21 protein-coding genes and 3 tRNA genes are annotated in these 19741 nt (G+C 66.4%); 15 read left to right on the forward strand and 9 right to left on the reverse strand.

All coding sequences use genetic code 11. The features are described from left to right. Positions 1-2: 2 nt before the first annotated feature. The 6 genes from ACZ6IE_RS14350 to ACZ6IE_RS14375 all read left to right on the forward strand — a co-directional run bounded on the left by ACZ6IE_RS14350 (position 3) and on the right by ACZ6IE_RS14375 (position 3233). Complete coding sequence (locus tag ACZ6IE_RS14350; protein WP_077054613.1) at positions 3-407, forward strand: DUF3566 domain-containing protein; 405 nt, start codon at positions 3-5, stop codon at positions 405-407. Between the two features lie 72 nt (positions 408-479). Further along, positions 480-553, forward strand: a tRNA-Ile gene (locus tag ACZ6IE_RS14355). Between the two features lie 45 nt (positions 554-598). Continuing rightward, positions 599-671: transfer RNA gene (locus ACZ6IE_RS14360), tRNA-Ala, on the forward strand. Positions 672-899: 228 nt separating this feature from the next. After that, complete coding sequence (locus ACZ6IE_RS14365) at positions 900-2111, forward strand: LLM class flavin-dependent oxidoreductase (protein ID WP_464608650.1); 1212 nt, start codon at positions 900-902, stop codon at positions 2109-2111. A gap of 11 nt (positions 2112-2122) precedes the next feature. Continuing rightward, a complete protein-coding gene (locus ACZ6IE_RS14370; RefSeq protein WP_464608510.1) occupies positions 2123-2749 on the forward strand; it encodes an FMN reductase in 627 nt (208 codons plus the stop codon). 58 nt (positions 2750-2807) lie between these two features. Continuing rightward, on the forward strand, positions 2808-3233 hold the full coding sequence (locus tag ACZ6IE_RS14375) for an NUDIX hydrolase (RefSeq protein ID WP_464608511.1): 426 nt from the start codon (positions 2808-2810) through the stop codon (positions 3231-3233). 100 nt (positions 3234-3333) lie between these two features. Here ACZ6IE_RS14375 and ACZ6IE_RS14380 read toward each other — a convergent pair whose 3' ends face one another. Continuing rightward, on the reverse strand, positions 3334-3855 hold the full coding sequence (locus ACZ6IE_RS14380; protein ID WP_077054610.1) for a hypothetical protein: 522 nt from the start codon (positions 3853-3855) through the stop codon (positions 3334-3336). 112 nt (positions 3856-3967) lie between these two features. Between ACZ6IE_RS14380 and ACZ6IE_RS14385 the strand changes: the two genes are divergently transcribed. Beyond that, entirely contained in the window at positions 3968-4507 is a 540-nt protein-coding gene (locus ACZ6IE_RS14385) for a peptidylprolyl isomerase (RefSeq protein WP_077054609.1), read from the forward strand. Between the two features lie 139 nt (positions 4508-4646). Next, positions 4647-5486 (forward strand): rhomboid family intramembrane serine protease, encoded by an 840-nt coding sequence (locus ACZ6IE_RS14390; RefSeq protein WP_464608512.1) that lies wholly within the window; start codon positions 4647-4649, stop codon positions 5484-5486. 178 nt (positions 5487-5664) lie between these two features. Here ACZ6IE_RS14390 and ACZ6IE_RS14395 read toward each other — a convergent pair whose 3' ends face one another. After that, entirely contained in the window at positions 5665-5910 is a 246-nt protein-coding gene (locus ACZ6IE_RS14395) for a cell division protein CrgA (RefSeq protein ID WP_077055528.1), read from the reverse strand. Between the two features lie 137 nt (positions 5911-6047). Here ACZ6IE_RS14395 and ACZ6IE_RS14400 point away from each other — a divergent pair, with 137 nt between their 5' ends. The 3 genes from ACZ6IE_RS14400 to ACZ6IE_RS14410 are packed head-to-tail and all read left to right on the forward strand — an operon-like array spanning position 6048 to position 7661. Then, positions 6048-6818, forward strand: coding sequence for a class E sortase (locus ACZ6IE_RS14400; protein WP_077054607.1), 771 nt, complete (start codon positions 6048-6050; stop codon positions 6816-6818). A 44-nt stretch (positions 6819-6862) separates the two neighbouring features. After that, positions 6863-7021: a hypothetical protein gene (locus ACZ6IE_RS14405; RefSeq protein WP_179100253.1), complete on the forward strand. Its 159-nt coding sequence runs from the start codon at positions 6863-6865 to the stop codon at positions 7019-7021. A gap of 4 nt (positions 7022-7025) precedes the next feature. Continuing rightward, positions 7026-7661, forward strand: coding sequence for an anthranilate synthase component II (locus tag ACZ6IE_RS14410; RefSeq protein WP_464608513.1), 636 nt, complete (start codon positions 7026-7028; stop codon positions 7659-7661). Between the two features lie 20 nt (positions 7662-7681). On the opposite strand, the gene pknB is transcribed toward ACZ6IE_RS14410, so the two are convergent. The 7 genes from pknB to ACZ6IE_RS14445 form a co-directional block, all read right to left on the reverse strand. Further along, positions 7682-9421, reverse strand: a complete 1740-nt coding sequence (gene pknB, locus ACZ6IE_RS14415) for a Stk1 family PASTA domain-containing Ser/Thr kinase (protein ID WP_464608514.1) — start codon at positions 9419-9421, stop codon at positions 7682-7684. Between the two features lie 77 nt (positions 9422-9498). Then, positions 9499-11226, reverse strand: coding sequence for a serine/threonine protein kinase (locus ACZ6IE_RS14420; RefSeq protein WP_464608515.1), 1728 nt, complete (start codon positions 11224-11226; stop codon positions 9499-9501). Next, complete coding sequence (locus ACZ6IE_RS14425; RefSeq protein ID WP_464608516.1) at positions 11223-12680, reverse strand: peptidoglycan D,D-transpeptidase FtsI family protein; 1458 nt, start codon at positions 12678-12680, stop codon at positions 11223-11225. Before ACZ6IE_RS14425 ends, ACZ6IE_RS14420 begins: the two co-directional genes overlap by 4 nt. After that, positions 12677-14017, reverse strand: a complete 1341-nt coding sequence (locus ACZ6IE_RS14430; protein ID WP_464608651.1) for an FtsW/RodA/SpoVE family cell cycle protein — start codon at positions 14015-14017, stop codon at positions 12677-12679. Before ACZ6IE_RS14430 ends, ACZ6IE_RS14425 begins: the two co-directional genes overlap by 4 nt. Positions 14018-14127: 110 nt before the next feature. After that, complete coding sequence (locus ACZ6IE_RS14435; protein ID WP_464608517.1) at positions 14128-15375, reverse strand: Stp1/IreP family PP2C-type Ser/Thr phosphatase; 1248 nt, start codon at positions 15373-15375, stop codon at positions 14128-14130. A gap of 5 nt (positions 15376-15380) precedes the next feature. Continuing rightward, the gene (locus ACZ6IE_RS14440; protein WP_464608518.1) at positions 15381-15974 is read right to left on the reverse strand and encodes an FHA domain-containing protein FhaB/FipA; all 594 of its coding nucleotides are present in this window, start codon (positions 15972-15974) and stop codon (positions 15381-15383) included. Beyond that, on the reverse strand, positions 15971-16723 hold the full coding sequence (locus ACZ6IE_RS14445; protein WP_464608519.1) for an FhaA domain-containing protein: 753 nt from the start codon (positions 16721-16723) through the stop codon (positions 15971-15973). Before ACZ6IE_RS14445 ends, ACZ6IE_RS14440 begins: the two co-directional genes overlap by 4 nt. Before the next feature lie 201 nt (positions 16724-16924). On the opposite strand from ACZ6IE_RS14445, the gene ACZ6IE_RS14450 reads away from it, so the two are divergent. The 4 genes from ACZ6IE_RS14450 (at position 16925) to kdpA (ending at position 19740) form a co-directional block, all read left to right on the forward strand. Next, positions 16925-17008, forward strand: a tRNA-Leu gene (locus ACZ6IE_RS14450). Between the two features lie 220 nt (positions 17009-17228). Next, positions 17229-17462: a DUF3072 domain-containing protein gene (locus ACZ6IE_RS14455; protein ID WP_077054599.1), complete on the forward strand. Its 234-nt coding sequence runs from the start codon at positions 17229-17231 to the stop codon at positions 17460-17462. Positions 17463-17977: 515 nt separating this feature from the next. Next, positions 17978-18067, forward strand: coding sequence for a K(+)-transporting ATPase subunit F (gene kdpF / locus ACZ6IE_RS14460; RefSeq protein WP_464608520.1), 90 nt, complete (start codon positions 17978-17980; stop codon positions 18065-18067). After that, positions 18067-19740: a potassium-transporting ATPase subunit KdpA gene (kdpA, locus tag ACZ6IE_RS14465; protein ID WP_464608521.1), complete on the forward strand. Its 1674-nt coding sequence runs from the start codon at positions 18067-18069 to the stop codon at positions 19738-19740. The genes kdpF and kdpA overlap by 1 nt, the downstream gene beginning before the upstream one ends. Position 19741: the final 1 nt, after the last annotated feature.

The following is a 19741-nucleotide window of genomic DNA, read 5'->3' on the forward strand; positions in this document are numbered from 1 at the left end:
ACATGAGTACTGTTGCCGAGAAGCTGGCCAAGAAATCGACCAAGCGACCCAGCACCAAGCAGGTGCGACTGAAGCTGGTCTACATCGACTTCTGGTCGGCCGTGAAGCTGTCCTTCCTCGTCGCCGTGGCCCTCGCCGTCATCACCATCGTGTTCTTCTTCCTGGTGTACACGGTGCTCGACCGCACAGGTCTGTTCGGCGAGATCGACAAGCTCTACGAAACCGTCGCCGGTGAAGGCATGACCCTCACCGACCTCTTCGGCCTCGGACAGGTCATGGGCTTCGCCGTCGTGCTCGCCATCCTGAACCTCGTCGTCATCACCGCTCTCGGCGCGATCACGGCCGCTCTCTACAACTTGAGCGTCAAGATCACGGGCGGTCTACTGGTCGGATTCACCAACAACTGACCACAAACGGGCCAGGCGCAGCGCCGATTTACGAATCCCACGGAAATCCGGTAATGTCTAACCTGCCCAGACGGGGCTATAGCTCAGGCGGTTAGAGCGCTTCGCTGATAACGAAGAGGTCCCAGGTTCAAGTCCTGGTAGCCCCACTCGGGGAACGTCACTGATTCTCACCAATCACAACAATCCCCAACGGGGACGTAGCTCAATTGGCAGAGCACCTGCTTTGCAAGCAGGGGGTTAGGGGTTCGATTCCCCTCGTCTCCACGTGCCTATGGCCCGCCGGCCCCCGTCCGGCGGGCGTACATATTTCTGAACCCGCCGGTCCCCACCCGGCGGGTTTCGTCGCTTAACGTGACGATCTGGGTGCGACGCTTCGAGCGGTCCCTCTACCGGGAAATTTGCTGCGCCGCCGCGAGGGGCGGGAATAGATTTGCGTGGCGGGCGTTGGAGTGTTTGTATGCAAATGCATAGACATGGAAAGAGGCGATGAGCATGCAGTTCGGCATCTTCACGGTGGGCGACGTCACCACCGATCCCACGACCGGGTACACACCGACCGAGGGTGAGCGCATCCAGTCGACCCTGCGCATCGCGCAAAAGGTCGAAGAGGTGGGCCTCGACGTGTTCGCGACCGGTGAGCACCACAACCCGCCGTTCGTGCCCTCCTCGCCGACCACCATGCTCGGCTACATCGCGGCGAAGACCGACCGCATCATCCTGTCCACCTCGACGACGCTCATCACCACCAATGACCCCGTGAAGATCGCCGAAGACTACGCGATGCTGCAGCACATCGCCGGTGGCCGCGTGGACCTCATCATGGGCCGCGGCAACACGGGGCCCGTCTACCCGTGGTTCGGCAAAGACATCCGCCAAGGCATCCCCCTGGCCATCGAGAACTATGCGCTGTTGCACCGCCTGTGGCGCGAAGACGTGGTCGACTGGGAGGGGCACTTCCGCACGCCCCTGCAGGGCTTCACCTCGACGCCCCGTCCGCTCGACGACGTGCCGCCGTTCGTGTGGCACGGCAGCATCCGCAGCCCCGAGATCGCCGAGCAGGCGGCCTACTACGGCGACGGATTCTTCGCCAACAACATCTTCTGGCCCAAGGAGCACTACATGCGCCTGATCCAGCTCTACCGTCAGCGCTTCGAGCACTACGGCCACGGCCGCGCCGACCAGGCGATCGTGGGCCTCGGCGGCCAGGTGTTCATGCGCAAGAACTCGCAAGACGCCGTGCGCGAATTCCGCCCCTACTTCGACAACGCGCCCGTCTACGGACACGGCCCGTCGCTCGAGGACTTCACCGAACAGACGCCGCTGACCGTCGGCAGCCCGCAGCAGGTCATCGACCGCACGCTCGAGTTCCGCGAATACTTCGGCGACTACCAGCGCCAACTGTTCCTCATGGACCACGCCGGCCTGCCCGAGAAGATCGTCATGGAACAGCTCGACCTGCTGGGCGAGGAAGTCGTGCCCGTGCTGCGAGCCGAGTTCGCCAAGTTGCGCCCCGCCCACGTTCCCGAGGGTCCGACGCACGAGGCGCTCGTCCTTGCTCGCGACACCGAGCTCGCGGCCGCTGAAGCCTCGAACAACGCCGAAGCCGATGCGGACGCCGCGGGCGCTGCAGGCGCACAGAGCGACGCTGCGGCATCGACTGACACTGACTCACGTTCTAGCGACGCCCAGCGCGTCGTGGCCTAAGGAGGGCCGTCATGACCGAGAAGAAGATCGTCGTGCTGAGCGCCGGGCTGAGCAACCCATCGTCCACGCGCCTGCTGGCCGACCGACTCGCGGATGCCACGGTGTCACGTCTGGCCGAGAGCGGAGTCGAGGCATCCGTTCGTGTGATCGAGCTCCGGGACCACGCGCTCGATGTGACCAAGAACCTGTTGACGGGCTTTCCGTCGGCCGAATTGCGTGAGGCGCTCGACGCCCTGTCGGCGGCCGATGGCATCGTCGCGGTGACGCCCATCTTCAGCACGAGCTACAGCGGTCTGTTCAAGTCGTTCATCGACATCCTCGACCGCGAGGCGATCGTCGGCACGCCCGTGTTGTTGGGGGCGACCGGCGGCACGTCGCGCCACTCGCTCGCGATCGACTATGCCATCCGCCCGCTGTTCACCTACTTGCACGCGGCGCCCGTGAGCACCGGTGTGTTCGCGGCCAGCTCCGACTGGGGTGACGGTGCCGACACGGTGGCCGACCTGCCCTCCCGCATCGCGCGCGCCGCAGGCGAGCTGGCCGACGCCGTGCTCGGCTCGTCTCCGCGCACGCCTCAGGCCGACCCGTTCGCGCTCGAGATGTCGTTCGAGGACATGCTGCGGGCGCAGGGGCAGTAGCTCCGGCGAGTGAGGTATCCCCGCGTCTGACCTCGGGATGCCCGCGTAGGCTGTGCGCATGGACATTCGGGTTGCGGCATACGGTGTGATCATCGAGGGCGACAACATCCTGCTCGCCCACTGGAACGAGCGTGGGCACGACGGCTGGACGCTCCCCGGTGGAGGCATCGACCCCGGTGAAGATCCCTCGGATGCTGCGGTTCGTGAGATCTTCGAAGAGACGGGTTATGAAGCCGAACTCGACGGTCTCATCGGCATCGACTCCTATGTCGTGCCCGCGACGCGTCGGCTCGACCCGGCGGCGGAGGGCCCGTTGCACGCCATCCGCATCCTCTACCGAGCGCACGTGACCGGTGGCGACCTCACGTTCGAAGAGGATGGCTCGACCGACTATGCCGCCTGGCACCCGCTCTCGGCGCTGCCGACGCTCAAGCGCGTAGGGCTCGTGGATGTCGCCATGCGCATGCTCGACGAGACACCCTGACCTCGGCGCAGCGAGAATACGAAGAAGGGCGCACCCTCGATGAGGATGCGCCCTTCTTCGGTGTGACGGCCGCGATCTGGTGGAGCGGCCGGTCAGCGTCTTACAGGTTCGGCAGAACCGGCTCTTCTTCGGCGACCCAGAGCTCGTCGTCGGCGCGGAAAGTCTGCCAGACGGCGTAGGCCACGCCGGCAGCGGCGACGACACCGACACCGATCGCGATGACCGTGCCCGCACCGGGACCCTTCTTGACGGGAGGCTTGCCCTGCAGACGGTTCAGCGCTGAGCGAACACGGGTGTCCTTAGCGATGTCGCCGACGCTGAGGACTGCGCCGAGCGCCGTTCCTACAGCGGGGAGAACGTTCTTGTTGAATGCACGGTTGGCCTCGTCGGCCACCTTGTGCGTGACCTTGACGCCGCGGTCGACGACCGGGGCGAGACGCTGGTCGTAGGCACCGCGGACCACGGGAGCGACCTGCTCGCGGCTGTAATTTCCCAGTTGACGGCCTGCTTCTCGCGCGACGGCGTTGGCGTGGTCAAGGATTTCCTGCTGCGACTGCCACAGATCGTTGGCGTGGTTCTTGAGCCGTTTCAGCTCCTTCTTGCGCTTGCGTGACAGACTCACTGCTGACCTCCATCGATCATCGATTTCGTGCGGACGAATGCCCCCATCTTGCCATTGAATGCTCGGAGGGGCACATGGGTTGCGCAGGTGGGCATGTGTAAGAATTAGGAACATGTCATCGCACACCGCTGTCGCAACGCTCCACACCAACTATGGCGACATCGTCGTCAACCTGTTCGGCAACCACGCACCGAAGACCGTGAAGAACTTCACCGGGCTTGCAACGGGCGACATCGAGTGGGTGGACCCCACCTCCGGTCAGCCCACCAAGCGCCCCCTCTATGACGGTGTGATCTTCCACCGCATCATCCCCGGCTTCATGATTCAGGGCGGCGACCCGCTCGGCACCGGAACGGGCGGCCCCGGCTTCCAGTTCGACGACGAGATCCACCCTGAGCTCGGCTTCACCGAGCCCTACATCCTGGCCATGGCCAACGCCGGCACCATCGGCGGCAAGGGCACCAACGGCTCGCAGTTCTTCATCACCGTCGGCCCGACCACGTGGCTGCAGGGCAAGCACACCATCTTCGGCCAGGTCGCCGACGATGCCAGCCGCAAGATCGTCGACAAGCTCGCCGCCGTCCCCACCGACGCACGCGACCGTCCGCTCGACGACATCGTCATCCAGAACGTCACCGTCACCGAGGCGTAAGCCCCGGCCGGCGCGTCCAGCGCTTCCGCGGCCTCGGCGCCGACTCCTTCCTCCTTCGGGCGGTCGGGTTCGGCACCGGGGCCGTTTTTCTTACCGCACGTCGTCGATCCGCCCCAACCTCGAGGAGCTGAAGGTTCGCATGAGCCAGGCCCAACCCGACCGCGACAACTTCTGCTACCGGCATCCCGATCGTCAGAGCTTCGTGCTGTGCCAGCGTTGCGGTCGCACCATCTGCGGCGAATGTCAGACGCCGGCCGCCGTGGGCGTGGTGTGCCCCGAGTGCATGGCCGAGCAGCGGCGATCGGCGCCGCGACAGGTGCGCCCCACCATCCTCACCGCGTCTTCCGAGGCACCTGTCGTCACCTATGCCATCATCGCGATCTGCGCCGTGGTCTATGTGTTGCAGTTGGTGACGGGCAACCTGGTCACGAACGCGCTGTCGTATGCGGGCGCCTACTCGATGCCCGGCACGGGGGTCGCCTTCGAACCGTGGCGCATGCTGACCGCCGCGTTCGTGCACGGCAACTTCCTGCACCTGGCGCTCAACCTCTACACGCTGTTCCTCTTCGGCCGCATCCTCGAGCCCATGCTCGGGCGGGTCCGCTACCTGGCGCTCTATCTGATGTCCGCGTTCGGCGGGTCGCTGGCCGTCATGTTCCTCGCGAACCCGTTCCAGGGCGTGGTCGGTGCATCGGGCGCAATCTTCGGCTTGATGGGCGCGTTCCTCGTGATCCAGCGGCGGCTCGGCGGCGATATGACCGGACTGCTCGTTCTGGTGGGCATCAACCTCGTGATCGGCTTCGTTCCCGGCTTCGGAATCTCGTGGCAGGCTCACCTCGGTGGGCTCGTCGTCGGCGCGATCATCGGCCTCATCCTGTTCGAGACACGTCGACGCAATCAGAAGAACACGCAGATCGCGCTGCTCATCGCCGTGGCCGTCGTGTTGGTTGCCGTGAGCCTGACGTTCGTCTTCGTGTAGACCGCCACAAAGTTATCCACAGGTTTATTAACACTGGGGATAATTACACGCGTGTAATTGCGGTATGGGCTCGGGGGACTCCCACGCCGCGCCGATGGCACGAAAAAGCCGCCGCACCCCGGTGTCAGGATGCGGCGGCTGAAGTTCGGCAGCGCGAAAGCGTGTGTGGCTTGGCTCGCTAGCGCCAGCGGGTGGTCATGAGGAAGCCGATGAATGCGATGCCGAAGCCCACCGCGATGTTCCACGACGCCAGCGCCGGGATGGGCAGAACGCCCTGGCTGACGTAGAAGACGATGATCCACGCGAGGCCCACGAGCATGAAGCCGAACATGACCGGCTTGAACCACACGGGGTTCGGAGCCTGCTCGCCCGATCGCTCGGTGTCGGATGCCAGGGGCTTGGTGTTCTGCTTGGTGCGTGCCATGCCGCCCATTGTAGCGGGAGGAGCGACCCCTTCGCTGAGTGAACGGTGCTGGTCGGGACACGCTTCTGCTGCCCGCCACCGACGCTCCCACGGCACTCGCAGGGTTTGCGTCGCGTGCGCTCGGTAGAATCGCCACCATGACCACTGCCCACGGCACACCTGTGACCCGCCGCGAGCGTCGCACCCGCAAGACGGCCAAGCGGCCGCCCAAGGTGACGTTCCTCGGCGTGCTCGGCGAGCTCCTCTTCACCGCCGGGCTGCTCGTCATGCTGTATCTGGTGTGGCAGCTGTGGTGGAACGACATCGTGGTGCGTGCGGAGCAGGACAGCGCCGCTGCGCAGTTGAGCGAGAGCTGGACCGGCGACCTGGGTGACCTGCCGAGGTCCGACGAGACCGATTTCGGGGCACCTCCCGTTTCTCCCGAACCTGTCGATGGCGAGACGTTCGCGGTGTTGCAGGTTCCACGTTTCGGTTCGGAGTATCACCAGAACATCGCTGGCGGCGTGAGCAAGGCCCGCACGCTCGACAAGATCGGCATCGGGCATTACCCCGACACGCAGGTGCTCGGAGAGAACGGCAACTTCGCGTTGGCCGGCCACCGCAACACCTACGGCAAGCCCCTTAACCAGATCGCCGAGCTGCAGGTGGGCGACTCCATCATCGTGCAGACGAAGGATGGCTGGTACACCTACAAGTTCCGCACGCTCGAGTACGTCACGCCCAAGGCCGTCGACGTCTTGAACCCGGTGCCGCAGACCGAGGTGACCGAGATGACCGATTCGTTCATCACGCTCACGAGCTGCAACCCCAAGCTCTCGACGGCCGAGCGCATCGTCGCCTACGGTGTCTTCGACTCGTGGCGGCCGACGGACGCCGGCCCGCCCGCCGAACTCGCGGCGCAGAAGTAGCCCCCACACTCATCGAGTAAGAACCAGTAAGAAGAGGACAACACATGTACGGAGCGTTCTGGCGCATCCTGCCCGGGCCTTGGTGGATCCGGCTGCTGATCGTGCTCGTGATCGTCGCTATCGTGTTGTATAGCCTCGTCACGTGGGTCTTCCCCTGGGTTCAAGAGCTCACCAACGCGACGGATGTCACCGTAGGAGGTTGACCGCATGACCCGAGTACTCGTCATCGATAACTACGACAGCTTCGTCTACACGCTCAACGGCTATCTGCAGCAGCTGGGCGCCGAGACAGAGGTGTTGCGCAACGACGCGTTCGCAGCCGGCGATTCTTCCGCCAAACTCTCTGAATACGACGCCGTTCTGGTGTCGCCCGGCCCCGGCAAACCGTCGGATGCCGGCGTCTCCATCCCCATGGTCCACGCCGCTCTCGAAGCGGGCACACCCCTCTTCGGCGTGTGCCTCGGCCACCAGGCCATTGCCGAAGCGTTCGGCGCCACCGTGACGGTGGCCGAAGAGCTCATGCACGGCAAGACGTCGCTCGTCGAGCACGACGACAGCGTGATCTACAACGGCGTTCCGCAGCCGTTCACTGCCACGCGCTACCACTCACTGGCCGTCGTCGACGGCACGACGCCCGCCGAGCTGGCCGTGACCAGCCGCACACAGGGCGGCGTCATCATGGGCGTGCAACACGAGAGCGCACCCATCTACGGGGTACAGTTCCACCCCGAGAGCGTGCTGACGCAGGGCGGGTATCAGATGCTGGGCAACTGGCTCGCGGCATCCGGTCTGCCCGAGGCCGCCGTGACGGCGCGAGGACTCAGCCCGCTCGTTCAGCTTTAGGGCGTCGATAGCCGGCGTCGCTAGCCCTCGTCGGGCGCCGGTGCCGAGGGCGTCGAGGGCGCGCCACCCGAGCAGTAGCTGAGTTCGATGGTCGAACCCTGGGGCACATCTCCGGGAGCCAGTGACTGGTTCGTGACGGGGCTGTTCGCCTGCGCAGGGCACGAGGGGTCGGGCTTGGGCGCGACCGTGAGGCCGACGGCCGGGTCGGACATCATCTCGGTGGCGACCGACAAGATTTGGCCGCGGACATCCGAAATGGTCACGAGGCCGGATGACACGATCAGGTTGACCGTGCTGCCCTTGCCGACGGGTGTGCCGGCCGCGGGGTCGGAGCGCATGACCGTGTCGGCGGGCACCGTGGGAGAGTTCTCTTTATTCTGGGAACCCGCGACGAGACCGGCGGCCTGGAGGGCCTGCACCGCGGCATCCGTGCCCTGGCCTGTGACCTCAGGCACCACAGCCTGTTCGGGGCCCGAGGAAACCGTGACGCGCACGTTCTGCTCGCGCGGAACCTTGAGGCCCGCCGCCGGGTCGGTGCGGATGACGATGCCCGGGTCGACGGTATCGCTTGCCTCGCGCTGCACGACGGGAACGAGATCGAGCCCGTTCAGCGTGTCGAGCGCGTCTTGTTCGGCCACGTTGACCACGTTGGGCATGGTGCGGGTGTCGGTGGGGAGCGTGGAACCGGTGGGCAGCGTGAGCACCCAGATCATGACCGCGACGAGCATGACGGCCACGGCGGCGATGCCGGCCCAGATCCAGACGACCGGGGGTCGGCGCTGGGTGCGCGTGACCGTGGTGTCGGTGGTGAGCTGGCGGAGCGCCTGCTCGGTGCTGGTGGACGTGGGGACGGCCGTGCCGAAGAGCGCCGTGCTGGCGTCCTCCTGGCGGCGGTAGAGCGGGACCTTGCCCGAACCCGCGAGCACGAGGTCATCCCTGAACTCGGCGGCTGTCTGGTAGCGGTCGTTGCGGCCCTTGTGCAGGGCGCGCAGCACGACGACGTCGAGCGCCGGCGACACCTGCGGGTTGACCGAGGACGGCTTCACGGGGGTTTCGCTGACGTGCTGGTAGGCGACCGCGACGGCCGTGTCACCGCGGAACGGTGCGCGGCCCGTGAGCATCTCGAACAGCACGACGCCCGTTGAGTAGAGGTCGGTGCGTGCGTCGACCGTCTCGCCCTTCGCCTGCTCGGGCGAGAAGTAGGCGGCCGTGCCGAGGATCGCGGTGGTCTGCGCGACCGTGGTCGACGAGTCTGAGACGGCGCGCGCGATGCCGAAATCCATGACCTTGACGCGACCATCGGGCGTGATCATGATGTTGCCGGGTTTGATGTCGCGGTGCACGACGCCCGCGCGGTGCGAGTATTCGAGCGCGGTGAGGATGCCCTCGGAGATGCGCACGGCCTCGGACTGCTCGATGGGGCCCTCGGAGATCATCGCCTTGAGCGTGCGCCCCTCGACATATTCCATGACGATGAAGGGCTCGCGCACCGTGCGGCCGTCGTCGGCCGTGGTCGTCTCTTCGCCCGCGTCGTAGACCCGCACGATGGTGGGGTGTGCCATGCGCGACGCGGCCTGCGCCTCTTGGCGAAAACGGGTGCGGAAGGCGGGGTCGGTGGCGAGCTCGGAGCGCAAGATCTTGATCGCGACCGTGCGCCCCAGGCGCGTGTCTGTGCCCCGGAACACCTCGGCCATGCCCCCGTGACCGATGAGGTCGCCGACGAGATAGCGTCCGGCGAGGACGCGTTGATCGTCAGCCACGCAGGTACTCCTTCTCTTCGACGATCCGGCCTCCCCGTGGGGAGAGGATCGTGGTCGTCTTAGCTTTTGATACTAGGTCAATTAGTCGGCGTGGGTGTCGGTTGCGACGCCGCGGCGATCGTGGCGTTGGCCGACGGGGACTGCGAGCTCTCGCCCTCGTTGCAGAATGCCGAGTAGGAGGCCGTGAAGGCTCCGGGGGCATCGTTGATGAGCACCTGCGCGCTGTTCGACTTGACCGCTCCGCCGGGCGCGTTCTGCACGACGCCGCCGGAGGTGGTCAGGCGGTAGCCCGTGAGCTCCTGGCCGGCCGGGCATCCCGTGAAGGTGGGCCACGTGACCGTGACGGTCGACCCGGGCTCGACCGTGCAGGCGGCGCCCGAGCATCCCGAAATGGTGGGGCTGGTCGTGGGCGTGGGGATCTGCGCGATATCGCCGTAGACCGTGACCGTGACGACCGAGCCGCGCGGCAGGTTGCCCTCGGGTTCGATCGAGTAGACCTTTCCGACGTCGTCAGCGGTCGAGGCAGAGCTTCCGACGGCGCGCTTGGAGGCGAGGCCCAGTTCTTGCAGGCGCGCGGCGGCCTCGTCGTACGTCATGCCCACGAACTCGGCCTGGTCGACCGCGATGAGCGACGGGGTGGGCGTCGAGGAGGGCGTCGGCGTCTCGGCGGGCTGCGATTCGGTCACCGAGGGCGCCGGAGTGGTGCTGGGGTCGGTGGACGCGTTGTTCTGGTTCATCAGGGCGATCAGCGACAGCACGAGCACGATGACGAGCAGACCGACGAGGGCGATGAGCGGCCACGTCCACGGGCTGCGCTTCTTCTTCTCGGGGTCGATGGGCGTGGGTGCCGTGGTGACGGGCGGCTCGGATGCCGTGAGCAACTGTGTCGCGTCGTCGGCACCACCGGCGGCCAGCAGCGTGGTGGCCGCATCGGAGCCCGCGGCCGCACCGGCGATGGCGGGCACGGCGATGGTGGCCGCCGTGATATCTCCGCGACGCAGGGCCTGAGCCGCACGCGCGACGTTGGCGGCCGTGGAGGGACGATCGGCCGGCTTCTTGGCGATCATCGACATCACGAAGCGGCGAACCGGTTCGGAGACGGTGACGGGCAGGTCGGGCGGCATCTCGTTGATCTGCGCCATGGCTATGGCCACCTGCGACTCGCCCGTGAAGGGGCGGCGGCCGGCGAGAGACTCGTAGGCCACGATGCCGAGCGAGTAGATGTCGGTTGTCGGGGATGCGGGGTGCCCCGAAGCCTGCTCGGGTGACAGGTATTGCACCGTGCCCATGACCTGGCCGGTCGCGGTGAGCGGAACCTGGTCGGCGATGCGTGCGATGCCGAAGTCGGTGATCTTGACGCGGCCGTCGGGCGTGATGAGCAGGTTGCCCGGTTTGATGTCGCGGTGAACGAGACCCGCGGCGTGCGCAGCCTGCAGGGCCGCGGCCGTCTGGGCCACGATGTCGAGCACCTTGTCGGCCGGCAGCACGTTTTCGCGCTCGAGCAGGCTCGACAGGGCTTCGCCCGGGACGAGTTCCATGACGAGGAAGGCGCTGCCGTCTTCTTCGCCGTAGTCGAAGACGTTGGCGATGCCCTCGTGGTTGACGAGCGCCGCGTGTCGGGCCTCGGCGCGGAAACGCTCGAGGAAGCCCGGGTCACCCAGGTATTCGTCTTTCAAGATCTTGATCGCGACGGTGCGGCCGATCACCTGGTCGGTGGCCTGCCATACCTCTCCCATGCCGCCGATGGCGATCCGGGACTCCAGCTCGTATCGCCCACCGAAGGTGAGCCCTGCTGTGGGTCTCATTTGTTCAGCACCGCCTCCATGACTTTCTTGGCGATCGGAGAAGCCACGATGTTGCCCGAGCTGTGCCGCCCGAGGTTTCCATCGTTCTCCACCACGACCGCCACAGCGACCTCGGGATTCGCAGCCGGCGCGAAACCGGTGAACCACAGCGTGTACGGATCGTCATCACCGTTCTGCGCGGTTCCGGTCTTACCGGCCACGTCGACCCCCTCTATTCTTGCATTGTTGGCCTGGCCGGTATCGACGTTGGCGATCATCATCTGGGTCATCTGCTTGGCCACATCCTCTGAGATCGCGGTTGATTTGACGCTGGGTTCGAACGTTTGCAGGGCCTCGAAGTTTCGGCCGACGACGCGGTCGACGAGGCTCGGATTCATGACGTCGCCGCCGTTGGCGATGCCGGCCGAGACCATGGCCATCTGCATGGGCGTGGCGCGCACATCGGATTGGCCGAAGGCCGACAGCCCGGTCTGCGGTGCGTTGAGGTCGTCGGGGTAGACACTGCCCTCGACGGTGGTCGGGATGTCGAAGCCGCTGTTGAAGCCGAACTTCTCGGCCTCGGCTCGGATGACGTCGTCGCCCAGCTTGATGCCGAGCTCGGCCATGGGCACGTTGCAGCTCTGGCGCAGGGCCTCGGCGATCGTCACCGTCTCACCCGGGCCGCACGCGCCGCGCGTGAAATTGAAGACCTCGGTGGAGGTGCCGGGCAGCGTGTAGGAGACCGGGTTGGGCAGCTCGGTGTCGGGCGTGTAATCGCCCGTGGACAGCGCGGCCGACACGACGACCAGCTTGAAGGTCGACCCGGGCGGGTTCATGTTGCCCTGGATGGCGCGGTTGATGAGCGGCTGCAGCGGGTCGGCGTTGAGCGCCCGGTATTGCTCGAGAACCTGTTTCGAGTCGTGCGACGCGAGCGAGTTGGGATCGTAGTCGGGGCTCGTCACCATGGCGAGGATCTTGCCCGTCGTGGGGTTCATGGCGACGACGGCTCCGCGGCGATCGCCGAGGGCATCGGAGGCTGCCTGCTGCACGACGGGGTCGATCGTGAGTTCGACGGCCGCGCCGCGGGGCGCCTGGCCGGCGACGATGCGGTTGAGCGTGTCGAAGAACTGCGTGTTGCTGGTGCCCGACAGGTATTCGTTCATCGAGCGCTCGATGCCCGTGGACCCCTGCGTGGGGTTGTAGTAGCCCGTGACGGCCGAATAGAGGTCGGCCTGCGGGTACTGCCGCTGGTACATGAACTCGTCGCCCGTCGGCACCGATTGCGCCACCACGGTGCCGTCACTCGCGAGGATGGCGCCGCGCTCGACGTCGTAGGAGTCGTAGAGGGCACGCGTGTTGCGGGCATCCTTGGCGAGGGCCTCTGCCTGGATGACCTGGATGACCGTCGTGCTGCCGAACAGGGCCAGGAACATGGCCAGGACGACGACGCTCAGGCGCCGGAGTTCGCGGTTCATGCCGACACCCCCTGGTTTCGTTTGACGCTGTCGCTGAGGCGCATGAGCAGCGCCACGATGATCCAGTTCGCCACCAGCGATGATCCGCCGGCGGCCAGGAAGGGTGTCGTCAGACCCGTGAGGGGGATGACGCGCGTGACGCCTCCGACCATGATGAAGACCTGCAGGGCCACCGTGAACGAGAGTCCGACGGCGAGCAGCTTGCCGAAGTCATCCTGGCTCGAGAAGCCGATGGCGATGCCGCGCGACACGAGCAGCAGATAGAGGGCGAGGATGGCGAAAACGCCCGCGAGGCCGAGCTCTTCGCCCAGGCTGGCAATGATGTAGTCGCTCTCGGCGAGAGGCGTGATCTGGGGGCGACCCTGTCCGAGGCCCGTGCCGAGCAGACCGCCGTGGGCGAGCCCGAAGATGCCCTGCAACAGCTGGAAACTGCCACCCTGCGCGTCGTAGGCCTGCTGGCTGAAGGCATCTAACCAGTTGTTGAACCGGCCGTTGACGTAGGTGAGCGACTGACTGGCGATGGCCGCGCCGCCGAGGAACAGCGTGAGGCCGATGAGCACCCAGCTGAGGCGCGCGGTCGAGATGTAGAGCATGACCGTGAAGAGACCGAAGTAGAGGAGGGCCGTTCCGAGGTCGCGCTGGAAGACGATGATGGCCATGGACAGCGCCCAGACCACGAGGATGGGGCCGAGGTCGCGCAGGCGGGGGAAGCGCATGCCGAGGAACTTCTTGCCCACCATGGCCAGGCTCTCGCGTGTGCGCACGAGGTAGCCGGCAAAGAAGATGGCGAGGGCGATCTTGGCGATCTCGCCGGGCTGGAAGCTGAGGACGCCTCCGATGCCGACCCAGACGCGCGCGCCGTTGACCTCGCGCCCGATGCCCGGGATGAGCGGCAACAGCAGCAGGAGGAACGCGAGCAGGCCGAAGACGTAGGTGTAGCGGAACAGCACGCGGTGGTTGCGCACCACCAGGATGACGACGATGGCGGCGACGATCGCGATGGCGCTCCACACGATCTGGCGTGTGGAGAAGGCGCTCCACCCCGAGTACTTCTCGGCGATGTCGAGGCGGTAGATCATGGCGACGCCCAGGCCGTTGAGCACCGTGGCGATGGGCAGCAGCAGCGGATCGGCGTTGGGCGCGACGTAGCGCAGGCACACGTGCAGGGCCAGCACCAGCGCGCAGAGACCCGCGCCCAGCATGAGTAGCTCGGGTTCGACGGCGCCGAGGGCCCCCAACTGCACCAGCACGAGGGCCGAGAGGTTGATGACGCAGGCGAAGACGAGCAGGGCGAGCTCGCGGTTGCGCAGCTTCTTGGGCAGCCGCAGCTTTTTCATGGTGCGGATGACGCCCGTGTCTGCCTGGAATTCGTTCGTGCGGTTGTGCACGTCGACGACGGGCCCCGACGCGCGGTTCACGCCGACCGTCGGTGTGTTGTCTGCCGCGCTCATTCGGTGCCCCCCGCCGTGGTGCGCAGCCTCGAGACGATGTCTTTGGCATCCTTCAGCGATTCGGCGCTGATGGTGCCCTCGATCTGCTGGCGGTCGTAGGTGGACAGGAGCGACAGGGGCACACCCGTATCTTCATACCGGTGCGACAACGAGATGGGGCCGACGTCTTGCTGGATGCCCTGATAGATCACGACCGTGTTGGTGTCCGACCCGACGTAGAAGCGGGTCTGGGTCCAGGCGTAGGCCAGGAGAACGGCGAGGATGATCGCGAGCGCGATGACGATCGAGCCGACCAGCCATGTGAGTCGCCGGCGTTTGGCGCGGCGCGCATCTTCCTCGATCAACTCGTCGTAGTAGTCTTCGGCGGCCGATTCGAAGTGGCTGGGGCCGGACGGCGTGGCGCGGCCCGAGTGCAGGCGCAGCGAGGGCAACAAACCCGTGCGGCGCTGTTCGTGCGATTCGAACGCGAGCGGTTTCGCGGCGGAACCCACGACGACAGGGGATGTCGCGGCCGGCGTCGGCTCGGCGCCCACGTCGTAGATCACGACGGTGACGTTGTCGGGCGCACCGTGGTCGAGGCTGTCTTTGACGAGTTTCTGCGCGACCTGGTGGGCCGGGAGCTCTTCGGCCAGGGCCTTTTTGATGGAGTCGTTGTCGATGACACCCGACAGGCCGTCGGAGCAGATCAGCCACCGATCGCCCGGATGCGTCATAAGCACCTGCGTGTCGATCTCGGGCGCGGAATCGACGTCGCCCAGCACGCGCATGAGCACCGAACGGCGCGGATGCACCATGGCTTCTTCGGCCGTGATGCGGCCCGAGTCGACGAGCCGCTGCACGAACGTGTGGTCGACCGTGATCTGCGACAACTCACCGTCGCGGTAGAGGTAGATGCGCGAATCGCCGATGTGGGCGAGCGCGATCTCGTCGCCGACCACGACGATGGCGTCGACCGTCGTGCCCATGCCGGTGAGCTCCGGATGCTCGAAGACCGTGTCGGCCAGCTCACCGTTGGCCGCCGTGATGGCCTCTTGCAGGGCGAGTTCGGCTTCGGCGGCGGTCTCGTAGGGGACATCCGCCTCGATGATGCGCTTGAGGGCTATGGCCGAGGCGACGTCGCCGCCCGCGTGCCCGCCCATGCCGTCGGCAACCATGAACAGCCGGTTTCCGGCGTAGCCGGAATCCTGGTTGTTCGAGCGGATCTTGCCCACATGGGAGATCGCCGCGCTGTTGCCTGAGGCCATTGTGCTTACCGTCGCAGCTCGAATGTCGTCGCGCCGACCTTGATCGGGGTGCCGAGCGTGATCTGCGTGGGCGAGGCGATGCGCTTGCCGCCCAGATAGGTGCCGTTGGTCGAGTCGAGGTCTTGCACCATCCAGTCTTCGTTCCAGAGCAGGAGACGGGCGTGGTGTGAGGAGGTGTAGTCGTCGCGGATGACGAGCGTCGAGTCGCTCGACCGCCCGATCGTGAGCGGCTCGCGCCCGAGGGGCACCTCGAGCCCCTCTTTCGGCCCGGCCGTGATGACGAGCCGCGTGGTGTTGTGGATGGTGGCGGCCTCATGTCGTCGGCCGCTCGCGACCGGCGCAGCTGCCTGTTGGCGGGGTTTGGGCTTGCTGGCCGTTGCGGCGGCGGCGTTGGCGGCCGCCAAACCGGCTCCAGCACCAGCCCCGGCAGCGCCGGCAGCGGCGGGCGAACCCGCCGCGCGTGCACCCTTGCCATCGGTGGGTTTGCGGGTCCCCTGACCGAACATGTCCGAGCGCAGCGCGTAGACCACGCCGAACACGAAGAGCCACAGCAACACCAGGAAGGCGATGCGCAGCACCAGGAAAGTCAGTTCACTCATCGGCCGGGCCCCCAGAAACCGTCGTTCACATCGTTGAGGCGCGTCACATCGTCGGCTCGGCCGGCGCTCGCGCGGCCTGCGTCGTCGGACTGCGGCAGGATGCGGAAGATGATGCGCGTGCGGCCGATCTGAATGGCCGAATCTGGTTCGAGGGCGGCCTGCGTGAACGGGCGCCCGTTGAGTTCGGAACCGTTGGTCGAGCCGAGGTCACGTGCCTGGGCGTTGGTGCCGTCCCACAGGATCTCGACGTGCTTGCGGCTGGTGCCCGAATCGTCGATCGTGATGTCGGCGTCGCTGCCGCGGCCGATGACCGTGCGGCTCTGCGTGATCGGGTAGCGCTTGCCGTTGACGTCGAGGACAGGCGTCCAGTTGACCTGGCCCTTCACATTCTGCGAATCGACCTGGACCATGCCCGACGACAGTGTTTCGTCGGCCGCGAGGTCGATGCGCACGCCGCCCGCGAACTGGTAGCCCTGCTTGGTCGCGTGCGACTGCACGACGTCGACGAGTTCGTCGATCAGAGCCGGGCCGAGGCCCTGCATGCGCGTGAGGTCGGTCGTCGCCATGCGCACCCGAAAGCGGTTGGGTGCGAGGATGCGCTCGCGCGTGACGACGGCGGCACGGGTGTCGAGCTCGCGCTTGAGGGCGGAGCTGATCTCGACGGGCTGCAGCCCCGAGCGGAAGGTCTTTGCGAAGGCGCCATTGACGGCGCGCTCGAGACCTTTCTCGAAGTTGTCCAGTATGCCCACGGGTCTCCCGATCCAATAAAAGCGTGCTCAAACGGCTAGGGACATGTTAGTGGGATGTACTGAGAGACGCGTTCAGAGCAACGGAAACGCGGCCCGACGGGGGCTATTTGCGAGCCGCCTCCGGGCGACCCCTGCGCCAAATGGCGCGGAGGAAGTCTACGTGCTAATCTCGCTGAGTTGACACGTTCGCGTGTCGCGATCGCGCGAGTGGCGGAATTGGCAGACGCGCTGGCTTCAGGTGCCAGTGCTCGAAAGGGCGTGGGGGTTCAAGTCCCCCCTCGCGCACAGATCGTACGCAGTGAATAGAAGGCCCGACCGGGAGACCGGCCGGGCCTTCTGTCATTCGCCACGGGGCCCATCACCACGGGGCCCATTCACCACGCGGCCTATTCACCACGCGGCCCGTTCACCACGCGGCCCGTTCATCACGCGGCATGTTCGTACCGCGGAATGCGCGCTCCGCAAGGGCCTGGGGGATGTCGGTGGGGCGTTTTAGCATGGGGGCATGACAGACAACAGTGGTGAGACCCTGGGCGGTCGGGGAGCCGACGCCGACACGAGCGCGAGCAAAGATCCGAGCGACTGGGTGACGGGCGACGAGCCGATCACCGAGGCGCAGAAGAGCTACCTCGACACGCTGGCCCGCGAAGCCGACGAAGAGTTGTCGGCCGATATGACGAAGGCCGAGGCATCCGAGCACATCGATCGCCTGCAGAAGAAGACGGGGCGCGGCGAGTAATACCGCCTGACTCCTTATATAGAGCGCCCGTTCTGCCGAGAAGGCAGGGCGGGCGCTTGTGCGTCCGCACGGTGCGCGTGGGAGAGCGGCCTGGCGGTGACCGGCCGGACGTTTCACGTGGAACATCGCGTGAAGCGAGCTCGGGCGGTGCGCGGGCATTCGGACGTCGAGAAGGTGGGGCGCTCGCGGCACGGGTATCACGGGCGCCGGCGCGGGGGCGAGAGGGCGAGACGGTCTGGAGGAGGCAGGACGGGGCAGCGTGACGGGCGCGCAACGGGCTTCAGCGTTCTGGTTTCGTGAGGGGCGGGGGAGGGGGCGTGAGGAAAACGTGAGGATCGTTTAGGCGAGGTGCGGGCGGGTGTCTGATGGCTCTGGCGCCGAACGGGTGCCCGTGTGCCGCGAGGTGCGCGAAGGAAGCCTGGATGGAGTCTTGCCGTGCTCGACGTTCTCTATATCGTCGGCGTGATCGCAGTTTTCGCGGTCGTCGCCCTGGTCGCCCGGGGGGTCGAGAGACTGTGATCGTCTTCAACATCCTCGCGGCCGTGTTGGCCGTCGCAGCCGTCGGCTACCTCGTGTGGGCGCTCGTGAAACCGGAGCGCTTCTGATGGACACCTGGTTCGGCATCCTGCAGGTCGCCACGCTCGTTGCGGCACTCGTGCTCGTGAACAAGCCCCTCGGCGAATACATGGCGCGCATCTACACCTCCGATCGCGACCTGCGGGTCGAGCGCGGCTTCTACCGCCTGATCGGCGTGAACCCCCGCTCCGAGCAGACGTGGCAGGCCTACCTGCGTGGCGTGCTCGCGTTCTCAGCGGTCGGCGTGCTGTTCGTCTACGTGCTGCAGCGGGCCCAGGCGGTCCTGCCGTATTCGCTCGGGTTCCCCGCGATCCCCGAAGACCTGTCGTTCAACACGGCCGTCTCCTTCGTCACGAACACGAACTGGCAGTCGTATTCGCCCGATGTGACCATGGGCTACAGCGTGCAGCTGGCCGGTCTCGCGGTGCAGAACTTCGTCTCCGCCGCCGTCGGCATCGCCGTGGCCATCGCGCTCGTGCGTGGGTTCGCCCGTCGCCGCTCGGGCACCATCGGCAACTTCTGGGTCGACCTCAGCCGCGGCATCCTGCGGCTGCTGCTTCCCTTCGCCGCCGTGGCCGCCGTCGTGCTCATCGCCGGCGGGGTCATCCAAAACCTGAACGGGTTCACCGACGTGAACACGCTCGCGGGCAACGCGCAGTCGATCCCGGGCGGGCCGGTTGCCTCACAGGAGGCGATCAAGATGCTGGGCACGAACGGTGGTGGGTTCTTCAACGCGAACTCGTCGCATCCGTTCGAGAACCCGACCGCGTGGACCAGCCTCGTGCAGGTGTTCCTCATGTTGGTGATCCCGTTCAGCCTGCCGCGCACCTTCGGCAGCATGGTGGGCAACAACAAGCAGGGTTACGCGATTCTCGCCGCCATGGCATCCATCTTCCTGGCGTCGTTCACGGCCCTGACGCTGCTCGAGCTCGGGGGAGCCGGCACCGCGCCGCAACTCGCCGGCGGGGCGATGGAGGGCAAGGAGATGCGATTCGGCATCATCGGGTCGACGCTGTTCGGCTCGACATCCACGCTCACGTCGACGGGTGCCGTCAACTCGATGCACGACTCGTACACGAGCGTCGGCGGCATGATGCCCATGATCAACATGATGCTCGGCGAGGTGGCGCCCGGCGGCGTGGGTTCTGGCCTCTACGGCATGCTCATCCTCGCCGTGATCGCGGTCTTCGTGGCCGGCCTGCTGGTTGGCCGCACACCCGAACTGCTGGGCAAGAAGATCGGGCCCAAGGAGATCAAGCTCGCGAGCCTCTACATCCTCGTCACCCCGACGCTCGTGCTGGCGGGAACAGCGCTCAGCTTCGCCATCCCGGCGGTGCGCGGCAACGTGGAGGGAACGTCGATCTGGAACCCCGGCCTGCACGGCCTCTCCGAGGTGCTCTACGCCTTCACGTCGGCCGCCAACAACAACGGTTCGGCCTTCGCCGGGCTGACGGCCAACACGCCCTGGTTCAACACGGCCCTGGGCGTGGCCATGCTGCTCGGCCGATTCATCCCCATCGTGCTCGTGCTGGCGCTCGCCGGCTCGCTCGCGGCGCAGGACAAGGTGCCCTCGACCGCCGGAACGCTGCCCACGCACCGACCGCTCTTCGTCGGCATGCTCGTCGGCGTGACGGTCATTGTCACCGCACTCACCTATTTCCCCGTACTCGCGCTGGGTCCCCTGGCGGAAGGGTTGTCATAAA

Source organism: Okibacterium sp. AC114, assembly GCF_979253355.1.

Coding starts and splice junctions, on each gene's coding strand:
- ACZ6IE_RS14350 (WP_077054613.1), top strand. CDS start 3: ATGAGTACTGTTGCCGAGAAGCTGGCCAAGAAATCGACCAAGCGACCC.
- ACZ6IE_RS14365 (WP_464608650.1), top strand. CDS start 900: ATGCAGTTCGGCATCTTCACGGTGGGCGACGTCACCACCGATCCCACG.
- ACZ6IE_RS14370 (WP_464608510.1), top strand. CDS start 2,123: ATGACCGAGAAGAAGATCGTCGTGCTGAGCGCCGGGCTGAGCAACCCA.
- ACZ6IE_RS14375 (WP_464608511.1), top strand. CDS start 2,808: ATGGACATTCGGGTTGCGGCATACGGTGTGATCATCGAGGGCGACAAC.
- ACZ6IE_RS14385 (WP_077054609.1), top strand. CDS start 3,968: ATGTCATCGCACACCGCTGTCGCAACGCTCCACACCAACTATGGCGAC.
- ACZ6IE_RS14390 (WP_464608512.1), top strand. CDS start 4,647: ATGAGCCAGGCCCAACCCGACCGCGACAACTTCTGCTACCGGCATCCC.
- ACZ6IE_RS14395 (WP_077055528.1), bottom strand. CDS start 5,910: ATGGCACGCACCAAGCAGAACACCAAGCCCCTGGCATCCGACACCGAG.
- ACZ6IE_RS14400 (WP_077054607.1), top strand. CDS start 6,048: ATGACCACTGCCCACGGCACACCTGTGACCCGCCGCGAGCGTCGCACC.
- ACZ6IE_RS14405 (WP_179100253.1), top strand. CDS start 6,863: ATGTACGGAGCGTTCTGGCGCATCCTGCCCGGGCCTTGGTGGATCCGG.
- ACZ6IE_RS14410 (WP_464608513.1), top strand. CDS start 7,026: ATGACCCGAGTACTCGTCATCGATAACTACGACAGCTTCGTCTACACG.
- ACZ6IE_RS14420 (WP_464608515.1), bottom strand. CDS start 11,226: ATGAGACCCACAGCAGGGCTCACCTTCGGTGGGCGATACGAGCTGGAG.
- ACZ6IE_RS14425 (WP_464608516.1), bottom strand. CDS start 12,680: ATGAACCGCGAACTCCGGCGCCTGAGCGTCGTCGTCCTGGCCATGTTC.
- ACZ6IE_RS14430 (WP_464608651.1), bottom strand. CDS start 14,017: ATGAAAAAGCTGCGGCTGCCCAAGAAGCTGCGCAACCGCGAGCTCGCC.
- ACZ6IE_RS14435 (WP_464608517.1), bottom strand. CDS start 15,375: ATGGCCTCAGGCAACAGCGCGGCGATCTCCCATGTGGGCAAGATCCGC.
- ACZ6IE_RS14440 (WP_464608518.1), bottom strand. CDS start 15,974: ATGAGTGAACTGACTTTCCTGGTGCTGCGCATCGCCTTCCTGGTGTTG.
- ACZ6IE_RS14455 (WP_077054599.1), top strand. CDS start 17,229: ATGACAGACAACAGTGGTGAGACCCTGGGCGGTCGGGGAGCCGACGCC.
- kdpA (WP_464608521.1), top strand. CDS start 18,067: ATGGACACCTGGTTCGGCATCCTGCAGGTCGCCACGCTCGTTGCGGCA.